We start from the raw sequence: 13467 nt of genomic DNA, 5'->3' as shown, positions 1-13467 counted from the left end.
ATCAGCTTATCTGCTAAGCAATTTGGTATAGACCACTTCTTTTAACAGGTCTTCCCGGCGGTTTCTTGAAATAGGAAGTTCATTGCCATTGATATATATTCTGCCACCTGAAACGGAATCGATATGAGAAATGTTAATCAGGTACGACTTATGAATCCTGAAAAAGTTATCACCAGGCAAGGTCTCTTCCAACGAGATCATGGTTTGATGAATGATCAGTTCACGATCTTTAAAATGGAGTTTTGCATAATTCTGCATTCCTTCGATATATAAGATGTCTACCCAGGATATCTTTTGAAAACTATCTCCCTGTCGTACATATAAAAAAGTATCAATTGATTGGGGGTGCTTAGGTGTTATAGTCATCAAATGATGCTGTCTGGCCTTTAAAGCAGCCTGATAGAATCTTTTAAAAGTGATAGGTTTCAGCAGGTAGTCTACAATTGAAAGTCTGTAACCTTCCAGCGCGTGCTCAGAATAAGCTGTGGTCAGGATAGTTAGTGGGGGGTGTTCCAGAGATTCCAAAAACTCGAGTCCTGATAAGTAAGGCATATTGATATCCAGAAATAACAGGTCGATATTTCCTTGTTGTATATAATTTGCTGCTTCCATGGCATTAGCACAAGTACCAACAACTTGCAAAAAATCCAGTTTACTGCAAAAATCCATGATGCCTTCTCTTGCAACAGGTTCATCGTCAGTTACCAGGCATTGTAAGGGTGCGTCATATATAGGATTTGGTGGGATAGGTGGCATATTTATTTCTTTTGCGATAATTGGATGGTCAATGCGACTTTGAATGTGTTAGTTGTTTTATCAATACTTAGGTGATGCTGCTGCGGATACAATAGTGCAAGTCTTTTTCTTACATTTTCAAGTCCAAGTCCATGACTATTTCCCTGCCTGGGCTGTTGTATCGAACTAGAATTCTCCAAGGTAAAAGTCAGCTCATTATTTTGTTGTTTCAGCATCAGGGTTACATATCCCTTTTCCATAGGCAATCGGGAGACGTGTTTAAATGCATTCTCGACAAAAGGAACCAGCAAAAGAGGAACAATGTCCCTCTTTCCGTCTTTGATATTCCAAATACAATCTACTCTTAATTCATCTCCCCAACGGATTTTCTCCACAGCGACCAGGTCTTTCAGATATTGTACTTCACGTTCCAATAATACAGTTTCTCTGTTACATTCATAAAGCTGGTATCGCAGGATGTCCGAAAATTTGATTAAAAGTACAGAAGCCAGTTCAACATTTTTCTGCATCAGGATATGAATGTGGTTTAATACATTGAACATTAAATGTGGATTAATCTGATCCTGAAGTATCCTTAATTGTGCTTCGAGGTGGGCCTGTTGTAATAGTGCATGATTTTTTTCTATTTTTCCATGTTCCTGGTAAAAGCGTATACCACAGGCAGTGGCGTTGATGAGTATAGCTGAAGGAATTGCACTTCCTAATTTCAGCCAGAAGTCACTATACGCAAGCATCCTTCCGACGGTGTCATACTTTGTGCCATGTAAGAATAGCCAGTAACATCCTACTGCTGCACCGGCGAATACTGAAGAGAGCAAGAGTGTTATACAAACACATTGAATAGCGAAAACCTTCATTTTTCCGGTTGCCATTGCCTTTGGCAGTAAAAAGTCACTTAAAGTATGAGCAGATATTATAGCGCTAACCATTATAACAGCTGAAACGGATGTCGCTAAAATTAGTGGATAATCTCTGATCATTTGTGTCCAGAAAGCAATTTCAAGGATGATCCAGAAGATGGCTACGATAAGCCAGTGTTTATTGAAAATGCGGATTTTCATGGAGTTGTTATGGCGTTTAGCTTATAAATTGTTTTCGATCACGCAAGAAGATCATGACCTTCTGCATAAAAAAGCTTGCAAGAGCATAAGCTGGCTCTTGAAGCTTTTCTGTATTTTTCAAATGGCCCTAAATTAGTAAGAATTTTTAGAAGATCATGAAACCAACAGTGGCCTGAAAGGTAAGGGGACGCGATTTAAAGTCACTGCTCATTTTGGTTAAAGAACCCTGAGCGCTTAAATCAAAGGTTATTTTACCCAGATCAACTCCAACACCCGCTACATAACCAATGTTTGATTTGCCGAACTTTTTAAATGACTCTTTAACTTCCTGTAAGATGTGGGCTTTATCATTTAATATATAAGAGTAAACACCACCGCCGAATACTCTAAGGCTGAGGTTATCAGATTTTAATATTTTATAACCAATAGTGACAGGGACATCAATACTGTTCCATGAAGTTTTTTCGGAACCCAATGTATTGGATTCTACTTTTGAAGATTTGTGTGAGTACAACAGCTCTCCTTGTATATACAGTTTAGCAATATCTACTCTTGTAAAAGCACCTGCAGAATAACCAGCTGAATATTTGTTTTTTAAGTCACCATAATTAAGACTTAAGTCAGTGAAATTTGCTCCGCCTTTTAAACCAAGGTGGATAGGGTTGGCGCTCTGTGATTTTGCCTGGGTTGTGATTAAGGCAAGCGATACCATAGGGATCAGAAACAGACTTCTTTTGTTGAATTGAATTTTCATATTTATATATTTTCAACAAAAAAAGGGAATACCGGCAGGGTTTAAGAAACAATTTGACCAATTGCAATCCGGTAATGACAGCTGGTTATTTCAAAGGGGTGTTTAGTAATGAGAATTACCATTTAATCAGTTTTCCGGGAATGAATTGTTTTACAGAAAACGTGATTCAGGCCCCGTCAGTTCATGAAGATTCTCTGTGATTCTTTCAATTTTCCAGTCCCACCATTTCAATTCCAGAAGCTCTTCTATTTTTTCTTCCGAAAAACGCTTTCTGATTTCCTTACCTGGATTGCCACCTACAACAGTGTAAGGGGGCACATCTTTGGTTACTGTCGTATTTGTCGCGATGATTGCACCATCTCCAATATGGACTCCCGGCATAATCGTCGCATTTGAACCAATCCAAACATCATTGCCAACAATGGTATCTCCTTTAAAAGGTAGTTCTTCCATTTTAGGAGTGACCTTTTCCCAGCCATTACCAAAAATATTAAATGGATAAGCTGTGATCCCGTCCATTTTGTGATTAGCACCGTTCATGATAAAGGTTACGCCCGAAGCAATCATACAGAATTTACCGATAATCAATTTATCCCCGATAAAATCAAAATGGTACTTGACATTCCTTTCGAAATTATAAACGTCCTTAAAATCATCATAATAGGTATAATCGCCTACAATTATATTAGGGCTGGTGATGATATTCTTCAAAAAACAGAGTCTGTTATAGTGACTTATCGGGTATTTCTCGTCTTTATCGGGTCCTTTCATCATCATGTGTTTTTCTTGCAACTTAGTTTGACCTGAGCTGCGGAGCGTTTGAAATCACGCTAAATTAATAGAAAAACTAATTAAATAAAAATCCTGACCTTTATCATTTCATAACCCCGTATATAAAACAGATGTTTTCAGATAAATTGTACCAGCATTTGCTGGATAATGCAGCTACCCTGGTCAGCTTAACAGCTGCAGATACTGCACTCTGCATAAAGTACTTTGAGCCTGTACTGTTCGCTAAGGATACTATTATTGAGCAAGAAAACGAAGTCCCAAAATATCTTTACTATGTCGTTTCGGGTTTTGTCAGGTTATTTCATTACAATGAAGAAGGAAACCAAATTACTACACATCTAAATTGTCCTCCAGGGTTTATTACTTCTTACACAGCATTTAATAACTGTACCAAATCTGCTGAATATGTAGCCTGTATCACTGCTTGTGAATTGCTAAGAATTACGAAAACTGATCTGGATATTATTTGTAAGCAAAGCATCGCCTTTAAAGATTATAGTATCCTGGTGTTCCAAATGGCACTTGCCTACAATGAAACCCGGTCTCGTGAATTAGCCAGTTTAACGGCAGAACAGCGGTATGTGAAATTTATAGCTGACCACCCGGCTATTCTTCAACATGTCCCTTTACTATATATTGCTTCATTTTTAGGAATGAAACCAGAAAGCCTGAGCCGTATCCGCAGAAAGATCTTTAGTTGATCAATTAACTAACAAATGTCAAGTGTAAGCCAGGTTGTCAGTGCACAAATTTGTATGCTTAACAAATAAGAATATGATGCATCAAAATTTAGCCCTGGTTACAGGGGCAAACGGACATTTAGGAAATAACCTGGTGAGATTACTTTTGACTAAAGGCATTCAGGTAAGAGGATCAGTCAGAAATCTGAAAAATAACGGCTCTTTTGCCGACCTGGAATGTGAAATGGTACAGGCAGATATTACAGATAAATCTTCATTGATCTCAGCGATGCAAAACGTACAAGTTGTGTATGCTGTTGGAGCTGCCTTCAAATTATGGGCAAAAGATCCACTTAAGGAAATTTATGAAGTTAACCTTCAAGGCACCAGGAACCTGATTGAAGCAGCCGCCGCGGCGGGAGTAAAGAGAATCGTTTATGTGAGTTCTATAGCTGCTTTAAACTATACCCAGTTACCAACTAAAGAGGACAACGGACAAAATCCAGATCGCAGGGATATGTATTATAACTCTAAAAATGATGGCGAAAAGCTGGCTTTTGAACTCGCAAAGCTTCACAATATAGAGTTAGTAGCAGTATTGCCCTCTGCTATGATCGGGAGTGAAGCTTTTGGGAACCTAAGTGTTTCTTATCAAATCATCAAGCTAATTCTGAATAAAGAAATTCCAATAGAAACCGGGATTGCGCTGAACTGGGTTGATGTCAAAGATGTAGCTGAAGGATGTTATCTGGCTGCTATTAAAGGCAGGAATGGAGAACGGTATATCCTGGCTAATGAAAAATGTATTTCTATTCAAAAAACTACAGAGATTGCACAAGAACTTTTTCCTGAGTTGAAGATCAAACTCCCTGTTCAAGTGCCAAAGTCTATTTTGTACCTGGTGGCCTGGTTCATGGAAATGGGAAGTAGATTAACGGGTAAAGCTCCTTTATTAACCCCAAAAGACATTGCTATGTTTTCTGGATTACAACAGGATTTTGATATTTCAAAAGCAAGAAACGAACTCGGATTTAATCCTAAAAAACCAGAGCAAGCTGTTCAGGAAGCTATGTTATACCTTATCGCTCATCGTAATAGGCTCCTCAATGTTTAAAATATAGTGCAGATGAAATACCCGCTAGTTTAAATCGCTGTACTCCAGGTATAAAACCTGATGCGTTGAGAACTTGAAGGGTTCATGTGTCTGCTTGCTATAACCAGTAGGTTGCGCCCAGGAAAAAGGTTTGCGCAAATCCTTTTCCGGGAATTCTATCGTAATATATAGGTTGTCAGCGAGTGCCTTCAGGTTCTTTCTATCATGAATTTGTATTGCGATATTTTCATCGAAATCTGGTCTGGCGCTGATTCTATGGACTAAAAATTGTTCTTTCGCATTGCCAAAAAGGAGATATTGGAGGTTTTTGGGTTTTATACTTTTTTTATCAAACTGCTTATAATAGATAACCTGGCTGATTTTAACCATGATATTTTCCAGAAACTTTTCTCCTCCTCTTTCAAAATGACCGCGATAGATATTGGCCTTGAAAGTTTTGGTATGGTTGATCATTTCAGGAAGAACAAAAGTTTCAGGTTCAATTGTGTAAATCAGTTCGTCGGGATGCTTCTTTTTGTCCAGGATATATTTTGCCTGGTCATCTTTTGATAATTCCAGAACGGATATAATTTGATAATCATGCGGACTATGAAACATGGGCAAATGAGAGGCGTAGATGATCTCACTTCCCATCAGCATCATGCCATGAGTTGACGGTTTATCCTGATAATGCACAGATTGCGCAACTGCAAAGGTTGACAGATAAAGAAACAAAAAGGTAAAAATCAACTTCATAAGTGCTCAATTTGGTATGAGGCCGCAAAATTAGCTAAAAATACAATGGGATGTTAAACTTAACATCCCATTGTATTTTTAAAGTTTTCTTTCTGCTGGTACGAAATCCGTTAATACGGCTTCCCTGATTAATGCAGGCGGAAGTAAGCCTTGTGACAAGATGAAATCATGAAAACGAAGGGCATTGAATTTTGCACCTAATGCATCCTCGGTATCTTTTCTTAAAGCAATCATCTTTGTGAAACCATAAAAATAACTGTTTGCTTGTCCGGGCGCCTTAATGGTGTAACGCTCTACTTCTTGTTGTGCCATGGCTGATGATTGTACTACCTCTTCCATCAGTACTTTTTTAACCTCTGCTGGTGTGATCTTTCCAGCTTGTACTTCAGGGTCAAGAAAAGCACGGGCGGCCCTCAATAATCTGTAATCCAAAGAGACTAGCTGACCTTCAAGTGGCATGTAAGGTCTGATTATATATTCAGCATATAAACCCCATCCTTCAGCATTAGTTGAATTAAAGGCATATAAACTACGCGCCTGAGAAACTCCTTCCTCTACCATTTTGTCAAATTGTAATTCATGACCCGGACGGGCTTCATGTGCAATTAATGTCCAGGAAGCGGCTTCAAAAGTAAAATCATCATATTTATCGGTTACTTTTTCTCCGGGAGCAGGCGGCATATTTAATGGCAATACAAAGACACCACGCTGACCTGTATTATTCAGAAATGGAGGAGGAACCATATGCGGGGCGGGAGAACGTGCCGTTTCAGCGGTACTAGCCAGACGGATGATTGCAGGGCGCGAAGGCAAAGTTATCAATTGCTTTTCACGAATGATAGCTTCGATATCTTTCAGATGTCTTTCGTAAACAGGAATGATAGAATCTCCTAATATCTGTTCTTTTTTCAGGTTGCGGATTACATCACGATAATCTGAAGAAGGCCAGTTCCTTTGTTTGGCTATCTGTTCTGCAATGGGTTTCATTTCCTGCTGAATTTCTGTAAAGGCCTGATGTGCCATTTTTGCCAATTGATCAGGGGCGATATCAACTCCATACTCTTCTAACTGTAAGGCATATTCCTGCTTGGTCAACTTAAAATCTTTCCGGGCTTTAGGCATTACATTTTTCTGTGTCCACAGGTCGTATTCCTCCACTTGTTTCTTAAGTACAGCATATGGTTTTTCCCATCCTTTAAGCTTGTGTTTCTTAAACAAGTCCGCAATACCATCAATAATACTTGCGTTACGTGATAAAGTAACCTCCATTTGCTGAAGGGAAGGATAAATCATATCCTTACCTTCCATTTGGTGTAAAACACGTGCTTTCAGAATGGAAGTTAAAGGTTGATAGCCAGGTTTGAGGCCAGCGTATTTCTGCAACCGGATCACAGCAGCAGCACGTCTTGGCTCAGGTGTCTGGTCATCCAGTAAAATTTGCAAGCCTTCATAGATAGAGCTCGCTGCATTTAAGAAGGGTATTTTTCTTTCAGTTTCAAAATCCTGATTCTTGAAACCCATGGTTAAGTGTGAAATCAGGATATTCAGATCTTGCTTAACAGAAATGTTATTTTCTGTTTGTAAAGCAGCTTTATATTTTGAGGCCAGCAGTTCTCCTTCTTTTCTTTCTGCAAGTTCATTGGCAAGGGTAGGCACAACGATTAGTGTATCGTACGCTGCCAAACCTTGGGAAGAGCCGTATTCAGGGGTGTACTTTTTGTCAAGATTGATAAGCTCCTCTGTATATTTATTTGATTGAATTACCCATGCTTTAGTGGGATGGGATATTTTGGTTTGTGAATTTGCTGCAAAGGGGATTGCAGCAAATAAACATACACTTAACCCATAAATTATGGTCTGTGGTTTAGTCATATGATAATGGTAAAATGAATTTAGTCCATTATCGGAAGAAAATATCACATATAGTACAACCAGAGTGAATTTAATTATTCACTAATTTTTTCATTGCCCCTTCACTATAACGTTCGCCGCTCACTGGAAAACGTGTAATAAGTTCATCAATAGCTTTTAAATCGGCTGCTAATAAATCAACATCAACGGAAGCCGCATTTTCTTCTAAATATTTCCTTTTTTTAGTGCCGGGAATAGGAATAATATCATCACCCTGTGCCAATACCCATGCAAGTGCAAGCTGTGCCGGTGTGCAGTTTTTATCCTGCGCTATAGCGGCAAATCCATCAAGCAATTTTGCATTATTATCCAGGTTTTCCTGCTGATAACGTGGTAAGGATTTTCGGAAATCATTGTCTGCTAATGCATTTATGTCCAGTGTATTGGTTACCAGGCCTCGTGCTAATGGCGAATAAGGAATCAGAGAAATACCCAGTTCTCTTACTGTACCTAATATTTCTGCTTCAACATCTCTGGTTAGCAAAGAATATTCACTTTGTAAAGCGGCAATAGGGTGTACTGCATGTGCTTTTCGGATGGAAGCTGGAGAAGCTTCACTCAGACCAAGGTAGCGCACTTTTCCTTCTTTTACCAGTTCGGCCATTGCACCTACAGTTTCTTCGATCGGGATATTCGGATCCACACGATGTACATAATATAAGTCTATAGTATCAATTTTTAATCTTTTCAGACTTTTTTCTACGGCAATCTTCATCCATGCTGGTGATCCGTCAAAATAAGTTCCGTTTGTATTGCCTGGAGCAGCAACATCTTCCTGAAAGCGGAATCCAAATTTGGTAGCTATAAATATTTTATCTCTGTTTGTTGTTAACACTTTGGAGATCAGTTCTTCATTTATTCCATTGCCATATACGTCTGCAGTATCCCAAAAATTTACTCCAAGATCAAGGGCTTTATGTAAAGTTGCGATACTTTCGGTATCATCCCCAGGTCCATATGCAAAACTCATTCCCATACAGCCAAGTCCTACAGCCGATAATTTTTCTTTAGTTGTTCCTAGATTTCTATATTTCATAATAATCAGATTTGATAGAACAAAGTTAGCATGCAGCACAGGGGGTGAGTTATACTATTCAAACAGATGTTTATAATAATCAAACTGTGTTCTTATTTTGATCAGACTGTGCTCTTATTTTGATCAAAATGCGTTCTTATTTGATCAGACTGTTGTATGCCGAACCTCAATTGGAGAAATACCTGTATTTTTTTTGAAAAAATTAGTAAAGTAAGCTGGGTATTCGAATCCAAGACCATAGGCAATTTCCGAAATATTCCAGTCTGTATGCTGGAGCAAAGCTCTGGCCTCTCTGGTTATTCTTGCGGCAATATGATCAGTTGTTGTTTTTCCCGTGTGTTCTTTTACAGAACGGTTCAAATGGTTCACATGAATAGAAAGGCTTCTGGCATAATCATTTGCAGTCTTTAATTTTAGAGATAAATGATGTGTATCTATGGGGAACTGTCTTTCCAGAAGTTCCATAAACAGTGAAGTAATTCTTGAAGATGCATTAATATGTTTCTCAAAACTCTCTGTTGGATTCATTTTCATGGCTTCGTGAATAATCAAATGCAGGTAATTTCGCAATAAACCATACCTGTGTAAGTAATCTGAGGTAATTTCTTTGGTCATCTTTATAAATAGCTCTGATATTTCCTTCTGCTGGATTTCGTCAAGAAAAAACACAGGATTACTACCAATACTGAATAAAGGAGAGTCTTGTAAAGACTCCTTATGTTCCCCAGTCTGTATAAAGGCTTCAGTAAAGAGGCAGAACCAGCCTTCTTGTAAAGCTGATTCTGCTTCCCATGAATAAGGAATTATAGGATTGGAAAATAGCAGCGCTGGCCTGTCTATGTAAATCCATTTGTCGGCATAATGTACTTTACCCGTACCGATAATTAAGGCTACCTTATAAAAATCCCTTCTGCTGTAGGGGGTAATCGGCGAACAATTGGCTCTGGAGAATACGTTAAAATGACCGGCGCCTGCATTGTCCATTGTTAAGCCTAATGGATTCGCTGTAGGTACGCGGGTATAGAATTCCTGAATACTTTCAATTGACTTCATCATGTAATTTATAAAAATCAAACGGAAATATTCATATTCATGCTAAAATATTCAACTAATTTTTATTCTTGATTGGTCAGCAAACTAAATTTATTGATCTTTTGCTTTTGAAGGATGTCTACAATTTTCTTGATAACCGGATATTCTTCCTGTGCATCTCCTTTGATGCTGACCCGCATGGCGGTTCCCTGTAATTCCGCGACTGCTTTCCTGGAATGAAGTACCCAGTCTGCCAATTGGTTGTTTGCTGAATCGGCAGGAATTCCCGTTTCCAGTCCTGATGCTTTTCTTTTTGCAGCGTCCATGCCAATAAATTTTTTTAAGCTTTGAACGGGAACGCCGAAAGAACTGATTACACTAAATCTCTTTTTCTCTTCCGGGCTAAAATCAATCTGGTATTGTTCCCCCATTTTTTCTAACATGGAGATTTTTACATCCTGTCCTGCAGCCTCAAAAAATACTTTTCCCTTGCCAATGGTCAGTATAGCAATAGCTGTCTCCGGAACTTTTAATTTATAAGTGGAGGAAGGAATTTTTACATCCAAAGGGTCTGGCTGTTTAGCAACTGCAGTTAAGATGAAAAAGGTAAGTAGTAAAAAGGAGACGTCGGTCATAGCAGTCATGTCAACTGTTAAAGCACTGCGCTTGACTTTAATTCTAGGCATAATTCAATTAAAATAAGAGGTCTGTAATTAAAAAAGGGGTAGGATCATTTTTGTTTTTTACCTAATTGATAGATCTTGGCTATCCAGTCAGCTCTTTGTTTTTCTGCTGCGGTCTTCACAATTCCGATATAGGTAACCGCAACTGGTTTGATCCCACAAAATTCCAGTGTGCTTTTCTTTAACTGGTTTACGCTGGGATTTCCGTAAAATATCCAGTAATACCAGGCTGGCTGATCTATGGTTGTAATAATCCTGGCAGTCTTGCCAGTTAGTAATTTATCCCACCAAACGGAGTTCTCCCGGTATTTGTAAGCTATGCCTGGCAGAAATAAGCGGTCAATAAAACCCTTCATCATTGCGGGTAAACCTCCCCACCAAACCGGGTGGATCCAAACCAGGTGATCTGCTTTTTTAATCTTTTCCAGACTGGTGAGCAGATCGGGCTCTAATGGTATCCTTTTTGTATAGCCGTATTGCAGGTTAGGGTTGAAATTCAATTCACCGATATGAATCACCTCTACCTGTGCACCAGATTGTATTGCGCCTTGTTGATAAGCTTTTACTAAAGCGTAATTAAGACTTTCTTTATTTGGATGCCCGTTGATGATCAGAATATTCTTCTTCATTTGTCCTGTGTTTTTATAATCAGGGCAAAGGTATCGGGCAGTTTATTCTAACTACTGGACATTTGTCTAAAAAACGATCTCTTTTCTTAAACGGCTCAGGTGTCTTGGGGTGATCCCAAGATAGGAGGCGAGGTATTGTAATGGAATTTGCTGAACATAGATTGGCTGATTTTCAAGAAGATCCATATATCTCTTCTTTGCTTTCTCTTTTTGAAAAAGAAACAGGCGTTTTTCCAGTTCTATATACTGCTGTTCTGCAATTATTTTGAAGAATGTGATCCAGTTTATGCCAGACTTAGACAACTGATCAATGTCTGTTTTTTGTATGACTAATAATTCGCAGGGAGCCACGGTTTGTATATTTTCCAAAGTAGGAAGTGAAGTGATGAATGAAGAATACGCGGTCATTAGTGTATTAGGGAAGGTGATACAGTAAGTAATTTCTTCTCCCGATTCCGAAGTGAAAAAGGAACGCAATATCCCACTTTTAATGAAAGCGACTTCTTTACATGGCTTTCCTTCACTGATAAAGAAATCTCCTTTCTGAAGGTGTCTTATTGTACCAAGGTGCTGGAAATCATTGATGTCAACATCTGTTAGCACACCGAAACTTTTCAAAAAGTCATTTATCATTTATATTTCAGTTTTTCCTGTGGATAAATGCCGAAAGTAGTCATATTTTATGGTTTGAGCTTAAGGCAAAAGCCAAAATCCAGTTATGGTTTATAAACAAGGGGTTGGCGGGAAAACAACGGCTTGAAAGCATGTTAAATAGTGCCTTGGAATGACATCCAACCTCATTCCAGTATCGTTTTAATGACCTTTAAAGACATTATTCAAGCTTTACACAAACAGTTTCTGTTCTGCACTTAAAATATTGAACAGGATTTAAATCTGAATGATTTTTAGATCTCGCTGACCAAATAAGTGCATATTAAAATGAATTATCTCATAAAGGTGATTACATCACAGACATCATTACCATTAATCTTTCCAGAAACTGTTTTAAGCTGGCATGACTTGTTAAAATCTGATTTTGGACAGTTTTCTGACTGAGGCCCAACTTTTCGCTGATTTCCCTGGTCGTCATTTCTTCCATGAACTTCATTCTGAATATTTCTCCACGTTTTTCAGGTTGCATCGCTAGCCAAACGGCTATATAATTTCTGATTTCTTTTTCATTGACTAAGGAATCAGCTTCTGAACAGGAGTGCACCATGTCATCTAAAGGTTCTTCAAACTGAGGAAGGGTCTGGCCTTTTTTATATAATATGAAAACCTGGTAGCGAACGGCTGTGAACAGATAGGCGTAGATATTTACAATGGTTTTTCTTTCTTTTTTGGACCACAGGTCTACGAAAACTGATTGAACAAGTTCTTCGACCTGCTCCATACTTCTTAATCTTTTGTAGCTCTCCTTATAGAGTCTTTTCCAGTATCTCTCATAAATCTCATCGAAAGCAGCCTTATCGCCTGCAGTCATTGATGCGACTAATTGAGCATCATTCCAAGAGCTGTAAGTGACATGTTTTAGTAGCATTAATTTAGCATGGTTTAGTTGTAAGTGTATGAACCAAAGTTAAATACTTCACCTAATTATGTAAAATAATTTGGAGGTTAATTGCGTTTCTTTTTTGCTAAAAGCATTTAAATTTTTCAGGTGGTAACTTGCTATGTGCGTTTTTTTTTATAAAAGGGAAGAAGTATTCCTGTGGTCTCTAAAAGTATTCCTGTAAGCTATAAATGTATTCCGGCAGGCTATGGAATAAGCTAGTAAATTCTTGGTTTTAGCAGATGGAAAACGGGAACTTTTGACCTTGGTAGAGGAGAGATGTTCTTTGTAAATTTAGTCTAGAATTTAAATGTAAGAAATAGCTACGGTAAAAACCGAAAACCTCAAAGAGTGCAGGTGCGGATTAAAGTTTTTCATGTTTTTTTATGCTACATAATCTTATCAATTCCGGTAAATAATTTAGAAGTTAAATTTATTAATTATAAATAAATAATTTTAGTGGTGCAGGAAGAACAATACCGGAAAAATATTTAAGATGCTTAGTGCTAATTATTAATTAGCTAGCTCTGAACAAGTAGTTTTTTAAATAAAATTTTATATTCCTTAAAGTTTTAAAAATCAAACTATTTACAGCGAATGGTCTCATTGAAAAAGAGTATAATAGTTCGATTTTGATGTTAAGAGCTTAAAATATGTTATCCAATAAAAATGTCAGGTTATGTTTCCATGTTACCACCCTTTCGTGGTGGTAACATGGAAGTGGGGGGCTGT

The 13467-nt window shown here is 38.1% G+C and carries 14 protein-coding genes; 2 read left to right on the top strand and 12 right to left on the bottom strand.

Annotated elements, in window-relative coordinates; translation table 11 throughout:
* Positions 1 to 6 precede the first annotated feature (6 nt).
* The 4 genes from ABIB30_RS01970 to ABIB30_RS01955 all read right to left on the bottom strand — a co-directional run bounded on the left by ABIB30_RS01970 (position 7) and on the right by ABIB30_RS01955 (position 3345).
* The gene (locus ABIB30_RS01970; protein ID WP_354299068.1) at positions 7 to 756 is read right to left on the bottom strand and encodes a LytR/AlgR family response regulator transcription factor; all 750 of its coding nucleotides are present in this window, start codon (positions 754 to 756) and stop codon (positions 7 to 9) included.
* A 2-nt stretch (positions 757 to 758) separates the two neighbouring features.
* Positions 759 to 1817 (bottom strand): sensor histidine kinase, encoded by a 1059-nt coding sequence (locus ABIB30_RS01965; protein WP_354299067.1) that lies wholly within the window; start codon positions 1815 to 1817, stop codon positions 759 to 761.
* 145 nt (positions 1818 to 1962) lie between these two features.
* Positions 1963 to 2571: a porin family protein gene (locus ABIB30_RS01960; protein ID WP_354299066.1), complete on the bottom strand. Its 609-nt coding sequence runs from the start codon at positions 2569 to 2571 to the stop codon at positions 1963 to 1965.
* 150 nt (positions 2572 to 2721) lie between these two features.
* Entirely contained in the window at positions 2722 to 3345 is a 624-nt protein-coding gene (locus ABIB30_RS01955; RefSeq protein ID WP_502931080.1) for a Vat family streptogramin A O-acetyltransferase, read from the bottom strand.
* Positions 3346 to 3473: 128 nt separating this feature from the next.
* On the opposite strand from ABIB30_RS01955, the gene ABIB30_RS01950 reads away from it, so the two are divergent.
* Together ABIB30_RS01950 and ABIB30_RS01945 are read left to right on the top strand one after the other, a co-directional pair.
* Positions 3474 to 4064: a Crp/Fnr family transcriptional regulator gene (locus tag ABIB30_RS01950; protein WP_354299064.1), complete on the top strand. Its 591-nt coding sequence runs from the start codon at positions 3474 to 3476 to the stop codon at positions 4062 to 4064.
* Between the two features lie 73 nt (positions 4065 to 4137).
* A complete protein-coding gene (locus tag ABIB30_RS01945; RefSeq protein WP_354299063.1) occupies positions 4138 to 5157 on the top strand; it encodes an NAD-dependent epimerase/dehydratase family protein in 1020 nt (339 codons plus the stop codon).
* A 24-nt stretch (positions 5158 to 5181) separates the two neighbouring features.
* Here ABIB30_RS01945 and ABIB30_RS01940 read toward each other — a convergent pair whose 3' ends face one another.
* The 8 genes from ABIB30_RS01940 to ABIB30_RS01905 all read right to left on the bottom strand — a co-directional run bounded on the left by ABIB30_RS01940 (position 5182) and on the right by ABIB30_RS01905 (position 12723).
* Entirely contained in the window at positions 5182 to 5892 is a 711-nt protein-coding gene (locus ABIB30_RS01940; protein WP_354299062.1) for a hypothetical protein, read from the bottom strand.
* Positions 5893 to 5970: 78 nt separating this feature from the next.
* On the bottom strand, positions 5971 to 7764 hold the full coding sequence (locus tag ABIB30_RS01935; protein ID WP_354299061.1) for a DUF885 domain-containing protein: 1794 nt from the start codon (positions 7762 to 7764) through the stop codon (positions 5971 to 5973).
* 70 nt (positions 7765 to 7834) lie between these two features.
* A complete protein-coding gene (locus ABIB30_RS01930) occupies positions 7835 to 8839 on the bottom strand; it encodes an aldo/keto reductase (protein ID WP_354299060.1) in 1005 nt (334 codons plus the stop codon).
* A gap of 144 nt (positions 8840 to 8983) precedes the next feature.
* Positions 8984 to 9895 (bottom strand): helix-turn-helix domain-containing protein, encoded by a 912-nt coding sequence (locus tag ABIB30_RS01925; protein ID WP_354299059.1) that lies wholly within the window; start codon positions 9893 to 9895, stop codon positions 8984 to 8986.
* Positions 9896 to 9954: 59 nt separating this feature from the next.
* Positions 9955 to 10557 carry an ExbD/TolR family protein gene (locus ABIB30_RS01920; protein ID WP_354299058.1) on the bottom strand — a complete coding sequence of 201 codons (603 nt, stop codon included), beginning with the start codon at positions 10555 to 10557 and terminating at the stop codon, positions 9955 to 9957.
* Positions 10558 to 10601: 44 nt separating this feature from the next.
* Positions 10602 to 11183: an NAD(P)H-dependent oxidoreductase gene (locus ABIB30_RS01915; RefSeq protein WP_354299057.1), complete on the bottom strand. Its 582-nt coding sequence runs from the start codon at positions 11181 to 11183 to the stop codon at positions 10602 to 10604.
* Between the two features lie 66 nt (positions 11184 to 11249).
* Positions 11250 to 11816, bottom strand: a complete 567-nt coding sequence (locus tag ABIB30_RS01910; protein WP_354299056.1) for a Crp/Fnr family transcriptional regulator — start codon at positions 11814 to 11816, stop codon at positions 11250 to 11252.
* Positions 11817 to 12144: 328 nt separating this feature from the next.
* Positions 12145 to 12723: an RNA polymerase sigma factor gene (locus ABIB30_RS01905; RefSeq protein WP_354299055.1), complete on the bottom strand. Its 579-nt coding sequence runs from the start codon at positions 12721 to 12723 to the stop codon at positions 12145 to 12147.
* Positions 12724 to 13467 lie beyond the last annotated feature (744 nt).

This window comes from Pedobacter sp. UYP1 (assembly GCF_040547305.1).
Classification (GTDB): Bacteria; Bacteroidota; Bacteroidia; order Sphingobacteriales; family Sphingobacteriaceae; genus Pedobacter.
The sequence above is the reverse complement of the archived record's forward strand: the minus strand, read 5'-3'. Positions and strand labels throughout refer to the sequence as shown.